This window comes from Plantactinospora sp. KLBMP9567 (genome assembly GCF_033446045.1).
GTDB lineage: Bacteria > Actinomycetota > Actinomycetes > Mycobacteriales > Micromonosporaceae > Plantactinospora.
This window is the reverse complement of sequence record NZ_JAWQRR010000010.1, coordinates 113,039-136,487: the sequence shown is the minus strand read 5'-3', so window position 1 is coordinate 136,487 and position 23,449 is coordinate 113,039. Positions and strand designations below refer to the sequence as shown.

At 71.1% G+C, this 23,449-nt stretch carries 19 protein-coding genes and 1 pseudogene; 13 read left to right on the top strand and 7 right to left on the bottom strand.

All coding sequences use genetic code 11. From position 1 onward, the window contains the following. Positions 1 to 161: 161 nt before the first annotated feature. The gene (locus tag R6Y94_RS08320) at positions 162 to 1,370 is read right to left on the bottom strand and encodes a DUF349 domain-containing protein (protein ID WP_318395195.1); all 1,209 of its coding nucleotides are present in this window, start codon (positions 1,368 to 1,370) and stop codon (positions 162 to 164) included. A 248-nt stretch (positions 1,371 to 1,618) separates the two neighbouring features. Between R6Y94_RS08320 and R6Y94_RS08315 the strand changes: the two genes are divergently transcribed. The 3 genes and pseudogenes from R6Y94_RS08315 to dapF all read left to right on the top strand — a co-directional run bounded on the left by R6Y94_RS08315 (position 1,619) and on the right by dapF (position 4,351). Then, complete coding sequence (locus tag R6Y94_RS08315; protein WP_318395281.1) at positions 1,619 to 2,404, top strand: class III extradiol dioxygenase subunit B-like domain-containing protein; 786 nt, start codon at positions 1,619 to 1,621, stop codon at positions 2,402 to 2,404. Further along, a pseudogene (gene miaA / locus R6Y94_RS08310) lies at positions 2,320 to 3,303 on the top strand (tRNA (adenosine(37)-N6)-dimethylallyltransferase MiaA); the annotation flags it as partial. The gene R6Y94_RS08315 and the pseudogene miaA, both read left to right, overlap by 85 nt. Positions 3,304 to 3,505: 202 nt before the next feature. Further along, positions 3,506 to 4,351, top strand: coding sequence for a diaminopimelate epimerase (gene dapF / locus R6Y94_RS08305; protein ID WP_318395194.1), 846 nt, complete (start codon positions 3,506 to 3,508; stop codon positions 4,349 to 4,351). Between the two features lie 85 nt (positions 4,352 to 4,436). Here the strand turns inward: dapF and R6Y94_RS08300 are convergent, their stop codons facing one another. Then, positions 4,437 to 5,918: an NAD-dependent malic enzyme gene (locus tag R6Y94_RS08300; RefSeq protein WP_318395193.1), complete on the bottom strand. Its 1,482-nt coding sequence runs from the start codon at positions 5,916 to 5,918 to the stop codon at positions 4,437 to 4,439. Between the two features lie 721 nt (positions 5,919 to 6,639). On the opposite strand from R6Y94_RS08300, the gene hflX reads away from it, so the two are divergent. Further along, a complete protein-coding gene (gene hflX / locus R6Y94_RS08295; protein ID WP_318395192.1) occupies positions 6,640 to 8,091 on the top strand; it encodes a GTPase HflX in 1,452 nt (483 codons plus the stop codon). A gap of 81 nt (positions 8,092 to 8,172) precedes the next feature. Continuing rightward, the gene (locus R6Y94_RS08290; RefSeq protein ID WP_318395191.1) at positions 8,173 to 9,924 is read left to right on the top strand and encodes a hypothetical protein; all 1,752 of its coding nucleotides are present in this window, start codon (positions 8,173 to 8,175) and stop codon (positions 9,922 to 9,924) included. 230 nt (positions 9,925 to 10,154) lie between these two features. Here R6Y94_RS08290 and lexA read toward each other — a convergent pair whose 3' ends face one another. Beyond that, positions 10,155 to 10,940 (bottom strand): transcriptional repressor LexA, encoded by a 786-nt coding sequence (lexA, locus tag R6Y94_RS08285; protein ID WP_318395190.1) that lies wholly within the window; start codon positions 10,938 to 10,940, stop codon positions 10,155 to 10,157. A gap of 248 nt (positions 10,941 to 11,188) precedes the next feature. Here lexA and R6Y94_RS08280 point away from each other — a divergent pair, with 248 nt between their 5' ends. From R6Y94_RS08280 to R6Y94_RS08260, 5 genes are all read left to right on the top strand, one after another. After that, on the top strand, positions 11,189 to 11,515 hold the full coding sequence (locus R6Y94_RS08280; protein WP_318395189.1) for a LysM peptidoglycan-binding domain-containing protein: 327 nt from the start codon (positions 11,189 to 11,191) through the stop codon (positions 11,513 to 11,515). A 316-nt stretch (positions 11,516 to 11,831) separates the two neighbouring features. Further along, complete coding sequence (nrdR, locus tag R6Y94_RS08275) at positions 11,832 to 12,344, top strand: transcriptional regulator NrdR (RefSeq protein WP_318395188.1); 513 nt, start codon at positions 11,832 to 11,834, stop codon at positions 12,342 to 12,344. Positions 12,345 to 12,414: 70 nt separating this feature from the next. Beyond that, on the top strand, positions 12,415 to 15,273 hold the full coding sequence (locus R6Y94_RS08270) for a vitamin B12-dependent ribonucleotide reductase (protein ID WP_318395187.1): 2,859 nt from the start codon (positions 12,415 to 12,417) through the stop codon (positions 15,271 to 15,273). Between the two features lie 201 nt (positions 15,274 to 15,474). Beyond that, positions 15,475 to 15,684, top strand: a complete 210-nt coding sequence (locus R6Y94_RS08265) for a hypothetical protein (RefSeq protein WP_318395186.1) — start codon at positions 15,475 to 15,477, stop codon at positions 15,682 to 15,684. A 52-nt stretch (positions 15,685 to 15,736) separates the two neighbouring features. After that, a complete protein-coding gene (locus tag R6Y94_RS08260; RefSeq protein ID WP_318395185.1) occupies positions 15,737 to 16,447 on the top strand; it encodes a TnsA-like heteromeric transposase endonuclease subunit in 711 nt (236 codons plus the stop codon). A 744-nt stretch (positions 16,448 to 17,191) separates the two neighbouring features. On the opposite strand, the gene R6Y94_RS08255 is transcribed toward R6Y94_RS08260, so the two are convergent. Beyond that, positions 17,192 to 17,401: a hypothetical protein gene (locus R6Y94_RS08255; protein WP_318395184.1), complete on the bottom strand. Its 210-nt coding sequence runs from the start codon at positions 17,399 to 17,401 to the stop codon at positions 17,192 to 17,194. An 83-nt stretch (positions 17,402 to 17,484) separates the two neighbouring features. Between R6Y94_RS08255 and R6Y94_RS08250 the strand changes: the two genes are divergently transcribed. Next, complete coding sequence (locus tag R6Y94_RS08250) at positions 17,485 to 18,162, top strand: hypothetical protein (protein WP_318395183.1); 678 nt, start codon at positions 17,485 to 17,487, stop codon at positions 18,160 to 18,162. Between the two features lie 70 nt (positions 18,163 to 18,232). Here R6Y94_RS08250 and R6Y94_RS08245 read toward each other — a convergent pair whose 3' ends face one another. Next, complete coding sequence (locus R6Y94_RS08245; protein ID WP_318395182.1) at positions 18,233 to 18,826, bottom strand: class I SAM-dependent methyltransferase; 594 nt, start codon at positions 18,824 to 18,826, stop codon at positions 18,233 to 18,235. Between the two features lie 498 nt (positions 18,827 to 19,324). Next, positions 19,325 to 20,032, bottom strand: a complete 708-nt coding sequence (locus tag R6Y94_RS08240) for a transposase family protein (protein ID WP_318395181.1) — start codon at positions 20,030 to 20,032, stop codon at positions 19,325 to 19,327. Between the two features lie 603 nt (positions 20,033 to 20,635). On the opposite strand from R6Y94_RS08240, the gene R6Y94_RS08235 reads away from it, so the two are divergent. Then, a complete protein-coding gene (locus R6Y94_RS08235) occupies positions 20,636 to 21,571 on the top strand; it encodes a DUF2332 domain-containing protein (protein ID WP_318395180.1) in 936 nt (311 codons plus the stop codon). A 94-nt stretch (positions 21,572 to 21,665) separates the two neighbouring features. Here the strand turns inward: R6Y94_RS08235 and R6Y94_RS08230 are convergent, their stop codons facing one another. Next, positions 21,666 to 22,946, bottom strand: a complete 1,281-nt coding sequence (locus tag R6Y94_RS08230; protein ID WP_318395179.1) for an MFS transporter — start codon at positions 22,944 to 22,946, stop codon at positions 21,666 to 21,668. Between the two features lie 199 nt (positions 22,947 to 23,145). Between R6Y94_RS08230 and R6Y94_RS08225 the strand changes: the two genes are divergently transcribed. Next, on the top strand, positions 23,146 to 23,427 hold the full coding sequence (locus R6Y94_RS08225; RefSeq protein WP_318395178.1) for a DUF5522 domain-containing protein: 282 nt from the start codon (positions 23,146 to 23,148) through the stop codon (positions 23,425 to 23,427). Positions 23,428 to 23,449: the final 22 nt, after the last annotated feature.

Genomic DNA, 23,449 nt, shown 5'->3' with positions numbered 1-23,449 from the left:
GCCCCAGCGTCGCCCGTTGCGGCCGAACGAGCAGCGCCGCCCGGGGATGGCCGGCGGCGGATGTCGTCGCGGGGTGAGGCCGTCGGCGGTCGGCCGGTACGTGTCGAGAGTCGACGGCGGCCGGAGTGCCCCGGGCGGGCCTGGCCCGCCCGGGGATCGGCTCAGCTCGCCTGTTCGGCCAGCTCCAGGAACCGTCGCTTGGCGGCGAGGGCCTGCTCGGCCTCGCGGATCCGCTTCGCGTCGCCGGCCGTCCTGGCCCGGGCCAGCCGCTGCTCGGCCTCGGCGACCTGGTCGCGCATCTGGGCGAGCAGCGGGTTGGCTGACGGCTCGGTGCGCCGCCACGCCGAGTCCATCGCCTGGCGTACCTTCTCGTCCACCGCGCGCAGCCGGCGGTCCAGGTTGGCCGCCGCGTCCCGGGGCACCCGGCCCGCCTCGTGCCACTGCCCCTGGATCTCCCGCAGCTTCGCCTGCGCGCCGCGCGGGTCGCCGTCGACGTTGAGCGCCTCGGCCTCGGCGAGCAGGGCCTGCTTGCGCTCCAGGTTGCCGCGCTGCTCCGCGTCGCGGGCCGAGAAGACCTCGCTGCGCCGGGAGAAGAAGCCGTCCTGGGCGCCCCGGAACCGTTCCCAGAGCCGCTCCTCGGCCTCCTTCGAGGCGCGCGGCGCGGCCTTCCACTGTGCCATCAGTTCGCGCAGCCGGTTGGCGGTGGCGGCCCAGTCCGTCGAGTCGGCCAGCGACTCGGCCTCGGCGACCAGTTCCTCCTTGGCCGCCTGGGCCTGCTTGCGCTGGGCGTCCAGGGTGGCGAAATGCGCCCCGCGGCGCCGGGTGAAGCCGTCCCGGGCGGCGGCGAACCGCTTCCACAGCTCGCCGTCGGTCTTCTTGTCGACGCCGCGGATGGTCTTCCACTCGTCGAGGATCTCCTTGAGCCGGTCGCCCGCGGTCTTCCACCCGGTGGACTCCGCAGCCAGCTTCTCGGCCTCCTCGACCAGGGCCGTCTTCCGGGCCACCGCCTCGGCCCGGGCGGTCTCCCGGGCGGCCCGGGCCTCGCCGGCCTTGCTTTCGGCGAGCGTGGCCAGCCGGTCCAGCCGGGCGGCGAGCGCGTCGAGGTCGCCGACCACGTGCGCCTCGGCGAGCGATGCCCGCAACCTCCGGACGGTGGCGAGCGAACCCGACGGGTCCGCCGCCCCCGAATTGAGTCGGGCCTCGGTCAGGTCGACTTCGGTGACCAGGTCGGCGAAGCGGCGGGCGAAGTGGGCCAGACCTTCCTCCGGCGCACCGGCCTGCCAGGAACCGACCACACGCTCACCCTCGGCCGTCTTGACGTAGACGTTCCCGTCCGCATCCACCCGTCCAAAGGCAGTCCAGTCACTCATGAGCCCATCCTCGTTCTCCCGGCGCTGCCGGGGATGGGGGTCCCCGGCGGTCACCGCCACGGCGCAGCGAAGTATCTCCCGGCATTGTCACAGGTCCAACCCGGTCCGCGTCGAGCGCCTATCGTCGACCGTGACCATACGGTGTCCTTGACCGCACCCGAATCGTCTGGCCTTCGGGTGTAAGGTTCGCTGCCCGCTACGGTGGTGGCGTGCCACTGGTCGCCGCCGCCGTCTGCCCACATCCCCCGATGATCGTTCCGGAACTCGCCGCGTCCGCGGCCGGTGAGCTGGATGATCTCCGTTCCGCCTGCGTCGAGGCGGTCGGTCGGCTACTGGCGACCGGGCCGGACGTCGTAGTCGTGGTGGGGGCGGCGGAACGAACCCTCGGGCACGGGCCGGACGACCGCGGCAGCCTCCGGCCGTACGGACTGGACCGGGTGCTGCGGCTGGGGCCGGACGGCAACCGCACCGGCCGGGCGGAACTGCCGCTCAGCCTGCTGGTCGGTGCCTGGCTGCTGGACCGGGCCGGTGCGGCCGGACCACACCGGGGGCAGAGCGTCGGCACCGACACCCCGGTGGACGAGTGCCAGCGGATCGGTGCCGAACTGGTCGAGGATCCGGCCGAGCGGATCGGGCTGCTGGTGATGGGGGACGGGTCGGCCTGCCGGGGCGAGCGGTCCCCCGGGTACGACGATCCGCGCGCCCGGCCCTACGACGACCGGGTCGCCGCGGCGCTCCGGGACGCCGACCGCTCCGCCCTGCTCGGGCTGGAGCCGGAGCTGTCCACCCGGCTGCTGGTCGCCGGCCGGGCGCCCTGGCAGGTGCTCGCCGGTGCGGCGGCCCGCAGCGGGGCGCCCTGGCGCGGCGACCTTACCTACTACGCGGCGCCCTACGGGGTCAGCTACTTCGTCGCCACCTGGACCCCGACGCGGCCGGACGGGTCGCCCGGATCCGGCGAGCGGGAGCCGCGGCCGAGGTCGGGCGAGCGGGAGCGGCTGTCGAGGTCCGGCGAGCCGGGCGGAGAGCCGGCGTGAGCGGGCGCGGCCGGATCGTCGCGGTCGTCGGCCCCACCGCCACCGGCAAGTCCGGGCTGAGCATCGAACTGGCCGAGGCCCTCGGCGGCGAGGTGGTCAACGCCGACTCGATGCAGCTCTATCGGGGGATGGACGTCGGAACCGCCAAGCTGACCCCGGCGGAGCGGGCCGGGGTACCGCACCACCTGCTGGACGTCTGGGCGGTGACCGAACCGGCGAGCGTGGCGGCGTACCAGGCGCTGGCCCGGGCGGCCGTCGACGACATCCTGGCCCGGGGACGGGTACCGCTGCTGGTCGGGGGCTCGGGGCTCTACGTCCGGGCGGTGCTCGACGAGTTCGAGTTCCCCGGCACGGATCCGCTGGTCCGGGCACGGCTGGAGGCGGAACTCGCCGAGTCGGGGCCGGCGCCGCTGTACGCCCGGCTGCGGGCCGCCGATCCGGCGGCGGCGGAGAACATCCTGCCCAGCAACGGGCGGCGGATCGTACGGGCGCTGGAGGTGATCGAGCTGACCGGCGCGCCGTTCACCGCCTCGCTGCCCCGGCCGACGCCGTACTACGCCGCCGTACAGCTCGGGGTGGACCGGGAAACGGCGGCGCTGGACGAGCGGATCGCCGTACGGGTGGACAAGATGTGGGCGGACGGCCTGGTCGCCGAGACCCGGGCGCTGGCGGAGCAGGGCCTGCGGGAGGGCCGTACCGCCAGCCGAGCGCTCGGCTACCAGCAGGTGCTCCGGCTGCTCGACGGCGAGATCTCCGAGCCCGAGGCGCGGGCCGACACGATCCAGGCGACCCGGCGGTTCGTCCGGCGGCAGCGCTCCTGGTTCCGTCGCGATTCCCGGATCCACTGGTTGGACGGGGCCCGGGACGATCTGGTGGAGGCGGCCCTCGCCCTGGTTCGCGACCCGTCGGCCGGCACCACCGACGCCACCTGGGCCGATTCGGCCCACACCACCCGGGCTGACCCGGGTGCCCCGGCCGACCGGCGTCGGGCCGCACGGGACGATGGGGCCGGTGGGGTCGGAGAGGTATGCGGTGCGAGTGATCCCGGGCCCGGGTGAGGGGGCCCGGCGGGACCGGCGGGCCCTCGGGGATGATGGAGGGGTGCGATTCAGCAAGGGCCACGGCACCGGTAACGACTTCGTGCTCCTGCCCGACCCAGACGGCCAGCTCGGCCTGACCCCGTCGATCGTGGCGGCGCTCTGCGACCGTCGGCGCGGCATCGGCGCGGACGGGGTGCTGCGGGTCGTCCGGGCGGCCAAGCACCCGGACGCGGTCGGCTACGCCGGCAGCGCCGAGTGGTTCATGGACTACTGGAACGCCGATGGCTCCATCGCGGAGATGTGCGGCAACGGGGTACGGGTGTTCACCAGATATCTGATCTCCAGCGGGCTGGCCGAGCCGGTCGACGGCGGCCTGCCGATCGCCACCCGGGCCGGAGTGGTCCGGGCCGAGGTGACGGCCGAGGAGATCGCGGTGGATCTCGGGCGGCCCCGGATCACCGGGGGAGCCGTGGCCACGCTCGGCGGGCTGACCCTGGCCGGTAGCGCGGTGGACTGCGGCAACCCGCACCTGGTCTGCGTACTGCCGGGCAGCATCGAGCTGACCGGGCTCGACCTCACCCGCTCACCGGGTTTCGACCCCGCGGCCTTTCCGGCCGGCGTGAACGTCGAGTTCGTCGCCCCCGCCGAGCCGGTCGACGGCGCCGATCTGCACGTGCGGATGCGGGTCTACGAGCGCGGCTCGGCGGAGACGCTCTCCTGCGGCTCCGGCGCCTGTGCGGTGGCGGCGGTGGCGTTGCGCGACGCCGGGCGTACCAGCGGGGCGGTCGCGGTGGACGTGCCCGGCGGCCGGCTCACGGTGACCCTGGACGACGAGAGCTGCTGGCTCGCCGGCCCGGCGGTGCTGGTCGCACACGGCGAGATCGACCTGGCCGCGATCACCGGCTGAGCTTCTTCTGCCCGGCCGTGATCCCGGCCCAGGTGACCCGGGTCGCGGTCCCGCTACGGGACCTTCGGTCCGGCCGGTCGCGCGGTCAGCTCGACAGCGGGCTGGCCGGGGCGGCGGCCTCGGCGGCGATCTCGGGCAGGTCGGCCGGCCCGGGATCCGCGGCCGGCGGGGGAGTGGGGTGTTGCGCGGCGGCCCGGACCGCGGCGGCCACCGCCGGTGCCACCCGGGGGTCGAAGACGCTCGGCACGATGACCGTCGGGTTGATCTTCTCTGCGCCCACCACGTCGGCGATGGCCCGGGCGGCCGCGATCGCCATCTCCTCGGTGAACTCCTCGGCGTGCGCGTCGAGCATGCCGCGGAAGACGCCCGGAAAGGCGAGCACGTTGTTGATCTGGTTGGGCTGGTCGGACCGGCCGGTGGCGACCACGGAGGCGTACTTGCGCGCCTCCCGGGGGTCCACCTCCGGGTCCGGGTTGGCCAGCGCGAAGACGATCGCGTCGGGGGCCATCGTGGCGATGTCGTCGCCGCTGAGCAGGTTGGGGGCGCTCACCCCGATGAAGACGTCCGCGCCGCGCAGGGCCGCCTTGAGGTCACCGGAGAAGGCGTCCCGGTTCGTGTTCTCGGCGAGCCACTGCCAGGCCGAGTTCAGCCCTTCCAGGCCGCGGTGCAGCGGCCCCTGGCGGTCGTACGCGATGATGTCGCCGACGCCCTGCCGCAGCAGCAGCTTCATGATCGCCGTACCGGCGGCGCCGGCGCCGGAGACGACCACCCGGACGTCGGCGAGCTTCTTGCCGACCACCCGCAGTGCGTTGGTGAGCGCGGCCAGCACCACGATCGCGGTGCCGTGCTGGTCGTCGTGGAAGACCGGGATGTCGAGCAGTTCGCGCAGCCGGTTCTCGATCTCGAAGCACCGTGGCGCGGCGATGTCCTCCAGGTTGATCCCGCCGTACTGCGGGGCGATCGCCCGGACGATCGAGACGATCTCGTCCGGGTCCTGGGTGTCCAGCACCACCGGCCAGGCGTCCACCCCGCCGAACCGCTTGAAGAGCGCGGCCTTGCCCTCCATCACCGGCAGCGCCGCCGCCGGACCGATGTTGCCCAGTCCGAGTACGGCAGAGCCGTCCGTCACCACCGCGACGGTGTTCCGCTTGATGGTCAGCCGCCGCGCGTCGGCGGGATTCTCCGCGATGGCCAGGCAGACCCGGGCCACCCCCGGGGTGTACGCCCGGGAGAGCTCGTCCCGGTTGCGCAGCGCCACCTTCGGGGAGACCTCGATCTTGCCGCCGAGGTGCAGCAGGAAGGTCCGGTCGGAGACCTTGCGCACGTCCACCCCGTCCAGCGCGGTCAGCGCCTTCACCACCTGGTCGGCGTGGGTCGCGTCGGCGGTGTCGCAGGTCAGGTCGACGACCACCGTGGTGGGGTCGGAGTCGACCACGTCGAGCGCGGTCACGATGGCGCCGGCCTCACCGACGCAGGTGGTCAGCCGGCCGATGGCCGAGGCGTCCGCCGTTACGCCGATCCGGATGGTGATCGAGAATCCGGCACTCGGCAGTCGGGTGATCGCCACGTGGTCCTCCGTCGTCTTCCCGCGGCTTCGTTGCCGCCGTCAGCATTCTCGCCTGCCGGCCCGGACCCGCCGTCGGCCGGGCCCGGCCTCCGTCGCCATCCGGCGACCCGCACCACCCTAGGCCGGGTCGACAACGTCGCCGACGCCGGCCCGGCCGGTCGACCCCACCGGCTCACCTTTCGCCGGAGACTCCGGTCCGCCGCCTGCGGCACCTCCATTCACGTCCGTCCGACGGACGCCAGGCCATCCCGGCGGCTGACCTCTGCCACCCGGTTCCGGGCCATGCCGTCGATGGCTCAGGCCGGCCCGGGGAATTTCCGGCTGCTGCCGGCCGTTGACCATCCTGGTAATTCCGGGCGAAACCATCCCGGTAGTCCCGGGCGAAGCAGAGGGACCGCTGCCGAACGGATGGTCCCGGCGAAGCGGGGAAGGCCGGTGCGGGGGTTCTGGCCGGACGGCCCCGCGCCGGGCGGTCGAAGGGGCGGCTGCGTCGATATCCAGGCGGTCGACGGGACGGCTGGGTCGATATATAGCGGGTGCGTCCGACGGGCGCGCGTGTCACGATTGATTGCCACTCGCGCGCCCAGGGTAACAATGCGACGACAAGCCGCAGAGCGCGCAGATGGCGCAACGGGCATCAGAAACACCCACCGGCCGGCACGCGTAGTCCGGACCGGTGGGGTCGGCGATAGACGACGAACACGAGATCAGGAGGAACGGCTTGCGAGACCAGGAAAGCTTCGTTCGGCTGGCGGACGAGGACCTTGACGCCATCGTCATCGATGGCGACGTCACCACCGGCGAGCTGGAACTGGAGGACCGCCAGGCGCTCCGCCGGGTCGCGGGCCTCTCCACCGAGCTGGCCGACGTCACCGAGGTCGAATACCGGCAGCTCCGGCTGGAGCGGGTGGTCCTGGTCGGCGTCTGGACGGACGGCACGGTGACCGACGCGGAGAACTCCCTCGCGGAGCTCGCCGCGCTGGCCGAGACGGCCGGTTCGCAGGTGCTCGAGGGCCTGATCCAGCGGCGCAGCCGGCCGGACCCGGCCACCTACATCGGTCGGGGCAAGGTCGACGACCTCGGCTCGGTGGTCATGGCCTCCGGCGCCGACACGGTGATCTGCGACGGTGAGCTGTCCCCGTCCCAGCTACGCAACCTGGAGCAGCGCACCAAGGTCAAGGTGGTCGACCGGACCGCGTTGATCCTGGACATCTTCGCCCAGCACGCCAAGAGCCGGGAGGGTAAGGCGCAGGTCGAGCTGGCCCAGCTCGAATACCTGCTGCCCCGGCTGCGCGGCTGGGGTGAGAGCCTGTCCCGCCAGGCCGGTGGTAGCGGCCGAGGCGGCGGTGCCGGCGGTGGCGTCGGGCTCCGCGGTCCCGGTGAAACCAAGCTGGAGACCGACCGGCGCAGGATCCGGATCCGGATCTCCCGGCTCCGCCGCGAGATCAAGAACATGCGGACCGCCCGGATCACCAAGCGGGCCCGCCGGGCCCGCAACGGTGTACCGGCCGTGGCTATCGCCGGCTACACCAACGCGGGCAAGTCCAGCCTGCTCAACCGGTTGACCAACGCCGGGGTACTGGTCGAGGACGCTCTCTTCGCCACGCTGGACCCGACGACCCGCCGGGCGTACGCGGCCGACGGGCGGATCTACACCCTGGCCGACACCGTCGGGTTCGTCCGGCACCTGCCGCACCAGATCGTCGAGGCGTTCCGTTCCACGCTGGAGGAGGTCGCCGACGCCGACCTGGTCGTGCACGTGGTGGACGGGGCACACGCCGACCCGGAGGAGCAGGTCCGGGCGGTACGCGAGGTACTGGCCGAGGTCGGTGCGGACAAGCTCCCCGAGCTGCTGGTGGTCAACAAGACCGACGCGGCGGACGAGGAGACCCTGCTCCGGTTGAAGCGGGAGTGGCCGGAGGCGGTTTTCGTCTCCGCGCGTACGGGTGGCGGCGTCGAGGACGTCCGGGCGGCGATCGAGGCCCGGCTGCCCCGCCCGGCGGTGGAGGTTCGTGCGGTACTCCCGTACGACCGCGGCGACCTGGTCGCCCGGGTGCACCGCCGGGGCGAGGTGCTCGGCACGGCGCACCTGCCGGAGGGGACGAAGCTGCACGTACGGGTGGACGAGGCCCTCGCCGCGGAGTTGGCGCCGTACCGGGAGGTAGTGGTATGACCGGCCGCCCCGTTGACCGGTGACGGAGGGTTGATCACGCCGCTTCCCCGGTTGGCGGCATCAGCATGCGACACTGGGCGGATGCGGCGAGTCCTCTCCATGGTGCTGGTTGCCTTCGGCGTGCTCGGATTGACCCTTGGCCTGGTCGGGGTCAGCCTCGGTTTCGGAGCTGTCGCGGCCTCCGCCGCTGCCGGCAAGAAGGTCTGCACCGTCACCGACGAGCGGATGACGGAACTCTCCGGCATGATCGCCACGTCGAGTGGTTATGTGATGATCAACGATGGCAGCGAGGACCCGGACCGGGAGCGGGTCTTCCTGCTGGACACCAAGTGCAAGCTGAAGAAGGCCGTCCAGTACGCGAGCAACCCGCGCGACCCGGAGGACCTCGCTCTCTCCCCCGACGGCAAGACCCTCTGGATCGCCGACACCGGTGACAACGACACCGAGCGGCGGACCAGCGTCGTGCTCTGGAGCATGCCGCTCAGCGGCGCCACCAAGCCGGTGCTGCACCGGCTGACCTTTCCAGGCAACAAGCGGCACGACGCCGAGGCGCTGTTGATCGGTTCCGACAACGTGCCGTTGATCATCACCAAGGCGACCGGCAAGGCCGAGATCTACCGCCCGAGCGCGGCCCTGAAGAAGAACAACGACGAGGGCGTGCCGCTGGCGAAGGCCGGCGAGATCAGCCTGCCGAAGTCCTCCACCGCCAACCCGTTCGGCGGGGCGGGCCGGGTGACGATCACCGGCGCGGCCCGGTCGCCGGACGGCAGCCGGGTCGCCCTGCGTACCTACGCGGACGCCTTCGAGTGGGACGTGAAGGACGATGACCTGGTCAAGACCCTGACCACCGGGAAGCCTCGGATGACGGCCCTGGCCGATCCGTTCGGCGAGGCGGTCGCGTACACCCCCGACGGCAAGAGTTTCCTCACCGTTTCCGACGTCGCCTCGCTCGACGAGGAACTGGACGTGACGGTGTTGAGCTACACCCCGGCCAAGGAGGTGGCGGCCTCGGCCGGCGGGTCCGGGGCCGACCCGACGAAGTCCGCGACGTCCTGGACCGATTCGCTGACCCTGGACGACATCACCTATCTCATCGCGGCTGTGGGGGTGCTCGGCGCCCTGCTGGTCGGGCTGGGCATCTTCGGGATCGTGCGGGCCCGCCGCCGGCCCAAAGAGGACGGCCTGGGCGCCGTCGGGCCGGACGGTGACGACATCGATCCGAGGGCCGGCCGGGAGGAGATGCCGGGCGGCGACCGGGACCGCCCCGGCGGCCGGCGCCCCGACTACGACGACGGGTCGAACTGGGGTCCGGCACGCTCCGGCGGGTACGACAACGGCTACCGTTCCGACCGCCCGGCCGACGACTACGAGCCGGCCGGCCGGGGCAGGCCGGCGGGTGGCGTGTACGGGGGGAAGCCGGCCGACGGCAGCGCTGTCTACGGTGCGAAGCCGGCCGGTGGCGGTGGCGTGTACGGCGGTGGCCGCCCTCCGGGCGGTGGCGGTGGCGGTCGCCCCCAGGGGGGTGGCGGTCGACCTCAGGGTGGCGGCGGCGGTCGCCCACCCGCTGGCGGCGGCGTGTACGGCGGGGCTCCCGCCGGCGGTGGCGTTCCGGCCGGCCGCCCCCGGGCCGGTGGCGGTGGCGTCTACGGCGGCCAGCCCTCCGGCGGCAACGGCAATGGTCGGGCTGGTCGCCCCGGGCCGGACGACCAGTGGGGCGGGGCGCCGCGGAGCGGCCAGGGTGCCGGGCCCCGTGCTGGCGGACCACGGGGTGGCCAGTACGGCCAGCCCCGGCAGCGGTCCGGCGGGCATCCCGACGACTACCACCACCGCTGACCCGGTCGGGCCCGACCATCGCGGGGTGACCCCCCGGCGACGACCGCCGACCCACCGCACGGCAGGGTCCTATCCGCTCCCGGTCGGGCGGCGGTCTGCCTCCGGTAGGCCGGGCCGGGCCGAGCGGACGAGGTTCAGTCCGGCGGCGGACCCCTACGCCGCCGGACCCGCACCAGCACCGCGACGGACCTCCGCCCGTGCGGGCACGGGGATGCCTCGGTGGGTGGCCGTCAGATCCGGCGGAGGACCGCCACCACCCGGCCCATGATGGTGGCGCTGTCACCGGCGATCGGGTCGAAGGCGGAGTTGGCCGGCATCAGCCAGACGTGCCCGTCCCGGCGGCGGTAGGTCTTGACCGTCGCCTCACCGTCCAGCATCGCCGCGACGATCTCTCCCGAGTTCGCGGTCGGCTGCTGGCGGACGACCACCCAGTCGCCGTCGCAGATCGCCGCGTCGAGCATCGAGTCACCCTTGACCTGGAGCATGAAGACCTCGCCCTCGCCGACCAGTTCGCGCGGGAGCGGGAAGATGTCCTCGACGGCCTGTTCGGCGAGGATCGGGCCGCCGGCGGCGATCTGACCGAGCAGGGGGACGTAGGCCGGAGTGGGACGCTGGGCCCGGGCGGTCTCGTCGTCGATCATCTCGCTCGGCGGGCGCACGTCCACGGCACGCGGGCGGTTGGGGTCGCGCCGGAGGAAGCCCTTACGCTCCAGTTCCTTGAGCTGGTAGGCCACGCTCGACGGGGAGACCAGGCCGACCGCCTCGCCGATCTCCCGGACGCTGGGCGGGTAGCCGTAGCGCTCCACCCAGTCCCGAATGAACTCGAGGATGCGGCGCTGCCGGGCGGTGAGGTCAGCGGAGACCAGGTCGGGGAAGGCGCTTACCACCGGAGTGACCGCGCGCAGCGCGGGGGCACCCTCCCGGCTCCGCGGTCCGGCCGTGCGTCGGCTGGCCCGGGTGCCTGGTACGCCGCTCTTCTGGGGCTTCTGCCGGCTCGTCCGGTCGTCGGTCGACACGTCGTCCTCCTGGTGGCGGTGGGGGTGCCTTGGCGGCTCGTGGTGCGTCGTGGCTCGGCGCCGGTCCCGTGTATTCCACGGTCCCGGTGTCGATGTTCAAAACCGTATAGGTGAGATCACACAGTTTCAAACATCTGTACGACATTCGGCGCGGCGTGTCGCCTCCGTCGGCTCGACATCGAACGCCTGTTCTGATAAACCATCGTACGTCCGTTCGTTCGAACTCCTGTTCGATCTTGGAGGTCGCGATGGGTGCGACGGGATATCCGAGGACTACCCGAGGCGGTGCACGGCTGCGGCTCACCCGGCGGGGCCGGCTGGTCGTGACCGTTCTCCTGCTGCTCCTCGTGGCCGGACTGGCGGCGATCCTCTCGCCCGCCTCCCGGGCCGCCGACCCGCCCCGGTCGGCGGAGACCGCGGTGGTCCGGCCCGGTGACACCCTCTGGTCGGTGGCCGAGCGGCACCGGCCCAGCCAGCGGCCGTTCGCGGTGATCGACGAGATCCGCCAGCTCAACGGGCTCGACGACTACACGGTGCACGCCGGTCAGCGGCTGATCCTGCCGGCGAAGCGGTAACTGCGGCCGTTCCGTGCCGGTGAAGCGGTAACCACGTCGTCGGCGGGGCGGTTGGAAGATTTGCGGGCCGCGCCACGCCCTGTTCAACTTGACCTCGGCTGCTCGGCGGCATACGGTCGACCCCTAGATGTAGTAGTGACAAGGGTGTAAGTCACCTAGAAGTTGGGGTTCCACTACCCGCAGCACTCAGGTCCGCCCAACACCGCGGGAGCCACCGAAGGTGGCTGATCCGCCGGTGTCGGCTGCCTGTGGGCGGGTCCGCCGCTCCGGCGGGCCGACGGGCGCGGTGGTCCCGGCGGTGTGAAGGAGGTTGGCGATGCGGTGTCCGTACTGCCGGCACGCCGACTCCCGGGTGGTCGACTCGCGGGAGGCCGACGACGGCCAGTTGATCCGGCGCCGGCGGGCCTGCCCGGAATGCGGCAAGCGGTTCACCACGGTCGAGGAGCCGGTGCTCGCGGTCGTCAAGCGCAGCGGGGTCACCGAGCCGTTCAGCCGGACGAAGATCATCGGCGGGGTGCGGAAGGCGTGCCAGGGCCGTCCGGTGGACGACGACGCGATCGCCCTGCTGGCCCAGCGGGTGGAGGAGACGGTCCGGGCCAAGGGCGCGGCCGAGCTTCCCAGCCACGACGTGGGGCTCGCCATCCTCGGCCCGCTGCGGGAGCTGGACGAGGTGGCCTACCTGCGCTTCGCCAGCGTGTATCGGTCGTTCGAGTCGCTGGACGACTTCGAGCGGGAGATCGACGCGCTGCGGGCGGCTGCGGTAGCTCGGAGCCGGTCGGCGGTGGACGGCGTCGGGGCTGTCCAGCCGGCGGGCGAACCGGCCAGTTAGTTCTTTCGGGTAACAGATCAGCGAGGCCGTACGACGGGAAGCGTCGTGCGTGCGTAAGGGGGCGGATGAGATGTCGGGGGAAGGTGTGACAGCAAGTAGGTCACGTACCCGGTCGGCGGCGACGGCCGGTCTGAAGGTGGAGCGCGTCTGGACCACCGAGGGGGTGCACCCGTACGACGAGGTGACCTGGGAGCGCCGGGACGTCGTCATGACGAACTGGCGGGACGGCTCGATCAACTTCGAGCAGCGGGGCGTCGAGTTCCCGGATTCGTGGAGCGTCAACGCGGCCAACATCGTCACCACCAAGTACTTCCGGGGCGCGGTCGGCACCCGAGAGCGGGAGTGGTCACTCAAGCAACTCATCGACCGGGTGGTGAAGACGTACCGGGCGGCGGGGGAGCAGCACGGCTACTTCGCCGGCCCGGCCGACGCCGAGGTCTTCGAGCACGAGCTGACCTGGATGCTGCTGCACCAGGTGTTCAGCTTCAACTCGCCGGTCTGGTTCAACGTCGGCACCGCCTCGCCGCAGCAGGTGAGCGCGTGCTTCATCCTCGCCGTCGACGACTCGATGGACTCGATCCTCGACTGGTACAAGGAGGAGGGGCTGATCTTCAAGGGCGGCTCCGGCTCCGGGGTCAACCTGTCCCGGATCCGTTCCTCCAAGGAACTGCTCTCCAGCGGTGGCACCGCCTCCGGCCCGGTCAGCTTCATGCGGGGTGCGGACGCCAGCGCCGGGACCATCAAGTCCGGCGGGGCGACCCGGCGGGCGGCCAAGATGGTCATCCTGGACGTCGACCACCCGGACGTCGAGGAGTTCGTCCTCACCAAGGCGCGGGAGGAGCACAAGATCCGCGCGCTGCGGGACGCCGGCTTCGACATGGACCTCGGCGGTTCCGACATCGTCAGCGTGCAGTACCAGAACGCCAACAACTCGGTCCGGGTCTCCGACGAGTTCATGCGGGCGGTGCAGGACGGCGGCAAGTTCGACCTGCGCGGCCGGCTGGACGGCGCGGTGATCGAGACCATCGACGCCAAGGGGCTGTTCCGGACCATCTCCCAGGCCGCCTGGGAGTGTGCCGACCCCGGCCTGCAGTACGACGACACGATCAACGACTGGCACACCTGCCCGGAGACCGGGCGGATCACCGCCAGCAACCCGTGCTCGGAATACCTGCACCTGGACAACTCCTCGTGCAACCTGGCCTCGCTGAACCTGATGAAGTTCCTCCGCGCCGACGGCGGCTTCGAGGTCCGGAAGTTCGTCAGGTCGGTCGAGCTGGTCATCACCGCGATGGACATCTCGATCTGCTTCGCCGACTTCCCGACCGAGAAGATCGGCGAGACCACCCGGGCCTACCGGCAGCTCGGCATCGGGTACGCCAACCTCGGTGCGCTGCTGATGGCGACCGGCCACCCGTACGACTCGGAGAGCGGACGGTCGGTGGCCGCCGCGATCACCTCGCTGATGACCGGCACCGCCTACCGCCGCTCGGCCGAACTGGCCGGAGTGGTCGGCGCCTACGACGGCTACGCCCGCAACGCCGAGCCGCACAAGCGGGTGATGCGCAAGCACGCCGCCGCGAACGACGCGATCAAGCCGACCGGCACGGTCGCCACCGAGATCGTCCGCGAGGCCACCAAGCAGTGGACCCAGGGCAACAAGATCGGTGACAAGTCCGGCTGGCGCAACGCCCAGGCGTCGGTGCTGGCCCCGACCGGCACCATCGGGCTGATGATGGACTGCGACACCACCGGGGTCGAGCCGGACCTGGCGCTGGTGAAGTTCAAGAAGCTGGTCGGCGGCGGCTCGATGCAGATCGTCAACCAGACGGTGCCGCGCGCCCTGCGCAGCCTCGGCTACCCTGAGGAGCAGGTCGAGGCGATCGTCGAGCACATCTCCGAGCACGGCCACGTGGTCGACGCGCCCGGGTTGAAGCCGGAGCACTACGCCGTCTTCGACTGCGCGATGGGTCAGCGCTCGATCGCCCCGATGGGACACGTCCGGATGATGGCCGCGGTGCAGCCGTTCATCTCCGGCGCCATCTCCAAGACGGTCAACATGCCGGAGTCGGCGACCGTCGAGGAGGTCGAGGAGATCTACTTCGAGGGTTGGAAGCTCGGCCTCAAGGCCCTGGCGATCTACCGGGACAACTGCAAGGTCGGCCAGCCGCTCTCCGCAGCCAAGAACGAGAAGGAGAAGGCGGTCGAGCCGGCTCCGGCGGAGAGGGCAGTCGAGAAGGTCGTCGAGTACCGGCCGGTGCGCAAGCGGCTGCCGAAGAAGCGCCCCTCCGAGACGGTCTCGTTCTCGGTCGGCGGGGCCGAGGGCTACCTCACCGCCTCGTCGTACCCGGACGACGGCCTCGGCGAGGTCTTCCTGAAGATGTCGAAGCAGGGCTCGACGCTGGCCGGGGTGATGGACGCCTTCTCGGTGGCCATCTCGATCGGCCTGCAGTACGGCGTGCCGCTGGAGACGTACGTCAGCAAGTTCACCAACATGCGGTTCGAGCCGGCCGGGATGACCGACGACCCGGACATCCGGATGGCCGCCTCGGTGATGGACTACATCTTCCGCCGGCTGGCGCTGGACTTCCTGCCCTACGAGCGCCGGGCTGAGCTGGGCATCTTCACCGCCAAGGAGCGGGCCGCGCAGTTGCGGGCCGAGGCCGAGGCGGAGAGCGCGGTGGACCTCGCCGCGATGGCCGCATCGGCGCCGGTGGAGACGGCGAAGCCGGAGCCGGCGGCGGAGCAGCAGGTCGAGGTGGCGGCGGAACGGCCGGCGCCGAACGTCGGCTCCTCCACCGAACTGCTGGAGGCGGTGCTCGGTACCGCCGCGGACGCCCCGCTCTGCTTCACCTGCGGCACCAAGATGCGCCCCGCCGGCAGTTGCTACGTCTGCGAGGGCTGCGGTTCGACCTCCGGTTGCAGCTGAAACTGGGCCGAATTGCGTCTGACGCAACATTCGGCACTTACTGATCGAGTATGAGATTTGTTGGAAGGGGAGGGGAGTCCGGTGTCGTCCCGGCTTCCCTCCCCTGTAGAGCAAGGGATCCGCTGTAGGCCCTCGTAACTGATTCAACGATGTTGCGTTAGGTGCAACGTGCGGGGTAGTGCTCACTTGCCGGGTTCTGCGGTGGCGCTGCTGCCTGATGGGGTTGTCCATCTTGATCCGGCGGCGGCGGTGTTCGTCGCGATGGTGGAGGGCTGGGAGACGCAGCGTGCTCGGTTCTTGAAGGCGGACACCATCTCGGCGCGGGTGGCGTTGGTGCGCCGGCTTGTCGAGTTTTCCAACCAGTACCCGTTGTCCCGTCTCGCTGATGTCGAGCTAGTCGCTCTGATCTGAGGCATTCGGCGCGTCGTCTCATTGTTTGAGGCACGCTTGTTTACGGTGTGCTATGGCCAGCGTTGCCGCAGTGGCGGTTGCCGATGCCCGGCAGGCGAGCGGGTTCGAGCTGCGCTACCTGGACGTGGACGAGGCTGGCGGCGTTGAGCGCCAGGGCGGGTTGGGCGTGTGCTGGAGCACCAGGTTTGAGGATGTGTCTCCGGTGCGCCGCTTCCCGTCCTATCAAGGCCAGCGGAGTTGCTCGGGTTACTACTTCGCCGCGTCGGTGGGCCGACACGTCGGGTTCGAGTCGTGGCTGGAGCGCGATCAGCTGATGATGCTCGACTTTTCACCGCGGGTGGAGGCGTTCGCGGCGCAGCCGTTCTGGCTGTTGTGGTCGTCGGGCGGCAGGATCCGTCGGCACGCTCCGGACTTCTTCGCGCGGTTGACCGATGGTCGTGGTGTGGTGGTCGATGTCTGCGCGGATGACCGGATCGCGCCGGAGGACGCTGAGGCGTTCGAGGCAACTGCTGCCGCGTGTGGGTCCGTGGGTTGGGCCTATCGTCGAGTGGGCGCGCTGGATCCGGTACTGGCGGCGAATGTGCGCTGGCTGGCGGGCTATCGGCATCCTCGGTGTCTGCGGGAGGAGCACCGTGTCCGCCTGGTGGAGGTATTCACCGAGCCGATGCCGCTGCTGGCCGGGGCGGAGGCGGTCGGGGACCGGATCGCGGTGCTGCCGTCGTTGTTCCACCTGCTGTGGACAGGGACGTCGACCAGGACCTGATGTCCACCGCGTTGTGCGGGTCGTCGGTGGTCGGCGCGCGCGGAGGCGACCGGTGACGGTGTCACGACCACCGGGCCTGCGGGTGGGCGACGAGGTTCGGGTCGACGACGCCGGATACACCGTGGCTGGCCTGTCCGGACCCCACGCCCAGCTGGTCGATGTGACCGGGGCGGAGTCCAACATCCCAGCTGGTCGATGTGACCGGGGCGGAGTCCAACATCGCGTTGGCGGACCTGCTGCGCGCCCCCGGATTCCAGTTGGTGACACGAACTGCGGCCGCGTTGCCCCCACAAGGACTGCTGGACAGCCTGCCCGCAGACGTGGTGGAGCAGGCACGCTGGTGGGAACGCCACATCGTCGAAGTGATCACGGGTGTCCCACCGGACACCGGGCGAGAGACGCGACCGCGGCCGGAGTTCGACCCGAGCACCCGTTCGCTGCGGCAGCGGGAGCTGGCCAAGGTGCGTGAGCTGGCCGATGACGGGCGAATGGTGCCGCTGAGCACGTTGCAGCGGCTTCGGCTGGCCTACGAGAAACGCGGTGTCTGGGCTTGGTCGATCAGCGGGCTGCCCGCAGGCCGGGCGCCCGGACCGACGAGCGGGTCCTGCGGGCGATCGGTCAGGCCGTGGCCGAGGAGACGAACCGGTCGACTGGGACGGTCGCGAGGCTGCGGCGCAGGGTGGAGCAGATCCTGGCCGACGGCGGTGTCGACCCGGCGTCGGTGATGCCGGCCCGGGCGACGTTCTACCGGCTGGCCGAGCGGATCTCGACGGGCAGGCACACCTTCGGGTCGGCCCGCACCCGCCGGTCGCTGGCCCAGCGGCCGGATGGCCCGTTCGGCACCGTCACCGCGGTGCGTCCGGGTGAGTGGATGCAGATCGACTCCACACCGTTGGACGTGCGGGTGGTGCTGGACAACGGGGTGGTCGATCGGGTCGAGCTGAGCTGGATCATCGATCTGGCGACTCGGACGGTCGCGGCGGCACCTGACCGGCACCCGCCGACACACCCCGATCACCGTCGACGAGTTAGCCGCCGTGACCGGCAGATCCCCGCACATCCTCATCCATGCGCTGCCCGAACTACGGCCCGGCATCGACCGCAACACCGGCCCACCGCTGCCCGTGCACGTGCGCCGCACGATCTGCTGGCGCTGCGCCGGCCTGCGCAGCGCGTTCATCTTCGCCATCACCTGGAAACCCGCCGAGATCACGCTCTGCCCACGCCACCTGATCTGGCTCGGCCCACCCGTTCGCACTCACCACGGCCTTCAGTACGACGTCCACCACCTGCCCGACATCCTTCATGCCCAACGCCGCCACTACCGGCTGGTTCGACACAACGGCCGCCAAGCAACAGCCGACGCCCTTACCGAAGCCGCCGATATTACCGCTTTCTGGGCACGCCACGGGATCCACAGCGACCGCAGGAAACCGTTGGTCCACGCCCTGCTCGGCCGCAACCCGCTGACCGGCAGGATCCCGCCCGGCGACCCGATCACACCGGTCGTGACCTACCCCGAAACCGTCGGTCTCGCCCATGTGCTGGCCATGCCACACTCGCGGGAACTCACCCACACCGCCGATAGGCGCCGAATCCGCCAGCTCCGGCGCGACATCATGCAGCACCTCGCATCGACTACAAACCGGAGAACAGCTCCTACGATCCACTCTTCTGCTGGCTCCAAAGCAGCATGCACCCGTTCCCCCGCCTGACCGCCGGGGCGTCGTCCAACACCCAGGCCATTCGCTGTCCCTCGTCGCTCTCGGAAGGGCCTGCTCGTAATCAGCGGCGGCTGAGCAGGAGGTATCGCTCGTCCGTGATGGCCCTGCCCCACAGGGCTTGGTCGTCCAGGACTTGCAGACCTATCTCCTTGCGGTGCTGCCGCAGCAGGGCGGTGCAGTCGGCCGCGGACAGCCCGGCGCCAGTCATCCAGCGCCCTTCGATCAGCACCAACCGGCCTTGAGGCCGCAGAAGGGTGACCCAGTGCGCCAGGGCGCTCGCTGGATCCGGCAACGCCCAGAGCACGTGCCGGACCAGAACGACATCGAACGAGGCGGGCTGGAACGGCGGCCGTGAAGCGTCGCCGTGATGCAGCGTCACGGCGACGCCGAGTCGGCTTGCCTTACCGCGGGCCTCATCGAGCATGCGGTGCGAACTGTCGAGACCGTGGACATCATGTCCCGCTTGAGCCAGAAGGATCGACAGGCTGCCAGTCCCACAGCCGAGATCGACGATCGATGCCGGCGGGTCCGGAAGGACCGGCATGAGTAGAGCGATCCAAGCGTCCCTGACCGTCGGGTCGCGCAGGCCATGGTCCGGCTCGTCGTCGAAGGTCGCTGCGTGCTGGTCCCATATATCAGCCGCGTCGTTGCTCATGGCGCAGAGGATGTCATTCCAGACGGGGTGCCTCAATATCAACGAGACGGGCAGCTGATTGGGGAGCGATCCGTTCGCGGGGCCGCAAGGGTGCGCTGGCCGCGCTGCGGGACGCCGCGCTGTTGAAGACGATCTACGCGTTCGGCCTTCGTCGTCGAGAGGCGTGGGGCCTGGATCTGGCTGACCTCCGGCACAACCCGAAGACACCGGCATTCGGGCGGTACGGAGCGGTCTTCGTCCGGTATGGGAAGTCTTCGAACGGCAGCCCGCCGAAGCGCCGGACTGTGTGACCATTCCGGAGATGGACTGGATCGTTCCTGTGCTGGAGCACTGGCTGGGTGAAGTTCGGCCGGCCTTCTCACCCGGTGCCCACCCCGCCATGTGGGTTACAGAGCGCTGCAGTCGATTGGCGCGGCGGAGGATCAACGCGGCGTTCGAGGTCGCCCGTGGCGCCGCCGGCCTGCCTTCCGAGCTTGACCTGCATTGCCTACGCCACAGTTACGTCACGCATCTGGTGGAGTTGGGGCTTGCCCCCGGATCCTGGACACGGGGTTTATGCGGCCGGCGGCTGTCGGCGGGTTGCTTGTACGGGGTGTGGATGCCCTGGCCGGCGCCTTCGTAGCCGGAGCCGGCAAGGGTCGGTAGGTGGAGTTGCGATGCCGCCCAGTACAGGGCGCCGGTGACGTCGAGGTGGTGGGCGCAGGTCAGGTCGTGTAGGTGTCCGGGCATCGCGTCGGAGGTCCAGATCGGCAGTCCGTCCGGGCGGATCACGGCCTGGATGTTCGCGCCGAAGTCGCGGTGTTTCCCGGAGTACCAGGCGTCGATCGTCTCGCCTTTCACGCTGGTGGTCGTCTCGGCAAGCCGGTCGGTGTCGAACAGCTTCCCGTCGAGGATCACGTGTGACCAGCCGTCGGCGGCTACTCGTCGCAGGGCGTCGTGCAGGGTGGGTGTCTGCGTCGCCAGGACGCGTACGGCCTCGGCGACGTACCGGTAGGCGGTTGCTCTCGACACTCCGGACCCGGCCCCGAGGATGGTCTTGTCCTCACCCTTGCGAAACCACACCAGCACCAGGAGTGCTTGGTAGAAGCAGGTCAGAGCGCGGGTACCCGGTCGAGTGCCGACCGCGCGACGCTCGGCGCGTAGCAGCCGTGCCACGTACTGCACGAGTTCCCTGGGGACGTCGAGGATGGCACGATAGGCAATCACGTGGGGTCCTTCCTGGTAGATCAGATTCCGTCGCAAGAACCTGTCTACCGAGGGCCCCACGCTCTGTCTCTGGACCATCCGTTATGGACGCGATGCCCGTGTCATCCCAACCTGAGCCCGGATCCTTGTTGAGATCAACTCACTGCACCAGTACCGGGCCGAATCGCACCTGTGGCAACGCCGAACTGCTCGATGACGACGATGGCTGGGGGCTGGTGATCCGCGACGTGTGGATTGCGGCGCCGGCCATCGGCTGAAGAGGAAGCGACCGCCCGATCCCGTAAGGGGCCGGGCGGTCGCCGCGACGGGGACCTGATCGGCGGCCGTGTGCGCCGGGGGTTGGAATCTGGACTGCCGGCGCCCCGGCCAGCGGGCCAGGCGCCCGGTCATTGTCTTGTCCTGCAAGGCGAAATCGGGTGTGCGCTGACCGGGACGGATGAGGGCGAGGCGAACATGGTCGGGCCCCGACACCGGCCACCGAAGCGGAGAGATCTACTACGACCCCGCGGGCCCGCGCGTCACCGGGCGCGGCCAGGGCCGGAACTGCCGGCCCCAGCCAGCCATCAGGGCGGACGGCGCCGGGCCGGATGCGATCATCGGGAAATGACGATCGCCACCCGCTACGTCGAGTTCGGCACCCGTGAGGCGCGGGGGGTGTCGCCCGCGTACGAGCGGCTCTCCCTCGCGGTCTCCCGCGACGACGAGCTGCTCGACCTGATCGGTACGCTGCCGCCCGCCAAGCAGCAACCGAACCTGCTGTTCGGAGTCGTACGGCTGCTCGGCGGTCCGGTCGAGGACCCGGCCGCGTTCCACGAGTACACGGTGGCGAACTGGCCGGCGATCGCGGCGCAGGTGCGTACCCGGGCCACCCAGACCAACGAGGCCGGCCGGTGTGCGCTGCTGCTGCCGGTACTCAACTCCCTGCCGCAGCCGCTCGCGCTGCTGGAGGTCGGCGCCTCCGCAGGGCTCTGCCTCTACCCGGACCGCTACGCCTACCGCTACGGCGACCACCTCGTCGGCAACGGCGAGCCGCTGCTCGACTGCGCGGCCACGGCAGTGGCGCCGCCGACCCGGCTGCCCGAGGTGGTGTGGCGGGCCGGTCTGGACCTGAACCCGCTGGACGTGACCGATCCCGCCGACGTTGCCTGGCTGGAGGCCACCATCTGGCCGGAGCACGCGCACCGGCGGGCCCGGTTGGTGGCCGCGGCGGCGGTCGCCGTGGCCGAGCCGCCGCTGCTGGTCCGGGGCGACCTGGTGGACGACCTACCGGCGCTGGCCGCGCAGGCGCCGCCCGGCGCGACCCTGGTCGTCTTCCACACCGCGGTGCTCTACCAGGTGCCGGCGCCACGCCGGCAGGCGTTCGTCGAGCTGGTACGCGGGCTGCCCGGCCACTGGATCGCGAACGAGGCTCCGGAGGTGCTGCCCTACGACGGGTTGCCGGAGCCGCCGAGCGACGCGTTCTACAACGTGCTCGCACTGAACGGCGGGCCGCTCGCCTGGACCCGGGGGCACGGACAGGCGATGGTCTGGTTCGGATAGCCCCGATCCTCGATGCCCGGTCGCCAGCAGGGCGGTGCGGACCGGTGCCAGGCCTTCCGTTCCGGCGGCGCGGTCGAACACCCAGTAGCGGCCGTCACGTCACCGGCATGTCCCGCATCCGGCGCAGCGGTGAGCAGACGACAAAGAGCGCGGCGCTCCAGGTGCCGAGCACACAGATCCAGAGTGCCGGGCGCAGTCCGAGCTGGCTGCCGAGTACGCCGCCGAACAGGGCGCCGAGCGGGATGACGCCGTAGCAGACCCAGAGGAACGCCGCATTGACCCGGCCGAGCAGCCCGGCCGGAGTGACCCGCTGCCGGTACGACATCGCGGCAGCGTTGAACAGCACCGTGTTTGCGGAGAAGGCGGCCAGGCCGATTCCGTAGAGCAGCAGCCCCCAACCCGGCCGGGCCAGCGGCAGCAGCAGGTAGAGCGGTCCGGGCGCGGCCATGGCGACCCAGATGATCCGGGCGGACCCGATCCGCCTGGACAGCCGCCGCGCGGCGGCACCGGCCGCCAGGCCGCCGAGGGCGCTTCCCGCGTAGACCAGGCCGACCAGTACCGGCGTGGCGTGCAGCTCCCGGACCATGAAGGTGATCTCGATCGAACCCGACGCCATCACGAAGAAGTTCGAGGTGGTGGTGCAGGCCAGGATGCCGAGCAGGATCCGTTGCCGCCGGATGAAGCCGAGCCCACCGGTGAGCGCGACCCGCAGCGGCACCCGGTCCTCGGTCCGCCCGGCACCTCGCCGGCCGCCCGGCCCGGGCCGGAGCAGGGCGAGCGTCACCGCGCTCACCAGGAAGGCGAGCGCGTTGCCGACGAAGGTCCTGGCGGCGCCGACGAGGGCGATCAGCGCGCCGCCGAGGCTCACCCCGACGAGTTCGGCGAACTCCTGGCTCATCCCGAGCTTGCCGTTCGCATCGACGAGCTGGCCGGCGGGTACGAGCCCGGGCAGCCTGCTCCGGTAGGCCACCGTGAACAGCACGGTGAGTGCGCCGGAGAGCCCGACGACCGCGTACAGGTAGCCCAGGGTCAGCCCGCCGAGCAGGGCGACCACCGGCAACGACAGCATCAGCGCCATCCGGCCCAGATCGCAGACGATCATCACCCGCCGCTGGTCGACCCGGTCCGCGAGGACCCCGGCCGGCAGCGAGAAGAAGAGGTACGGCAACCAGGCGAGCGTCGTGAGCAGGGAGATCTGGAACACGCTGGCCCGCAGGTCATTGGCGGCGAGCAGCGGTACGGCGATCCCGGAGATTCTGGTCCCCAGCTCGCTGACGGTCTGACCACTCCAGAGCAGCATGAAATTCCGGTTGCGCCACAGCGAGGGCTGCTCCGCCGTCCCGGGCGTCGAGGGTCGTGCCAGTTGCTGGGTCACCGATCCACCCGTCGGTACGGCTCGTGGCCTCCGCTGGCCTCGGCCCGCAACGCGGCCGCCGTCTTCGGTCGACCGCGCCGGGAGACGGTTGGCAACGCTACCGTTGATCTTGGTGTTCGGGTACCGAATTTGGCCTCGTCCGGGCCGGGGAACCAGCCGCTGGCCAGGGCGGCCGGCGGGTTGTCGTAGGGTCGGCGCGATGGACGGTCCGGGGGAGCAGACGAGGGGACGGCGCCTGCCGTTGGCACCCCGACCGCTCGACCAGCCGCACCCGTCCCGGCTCCCGCTGACGTACCCGGACCGGGAGCGGATCCTCGCCGCCCACGCCGGCGCGCTCGCGGCCGGCGAGGCGGGCTATCCCGACCCGGGCACCGGGCTCTTCGTGCTCACCGCCGGGTTTCTGGCCCGGCGCGGCACCTGCTGCGGGCGCGGCTGCCGGCACTGCCCGTACCTGGACGACCCGGTGCCACCGACCGGCTGAGCCGGGCCCACCCCGTTCGGCC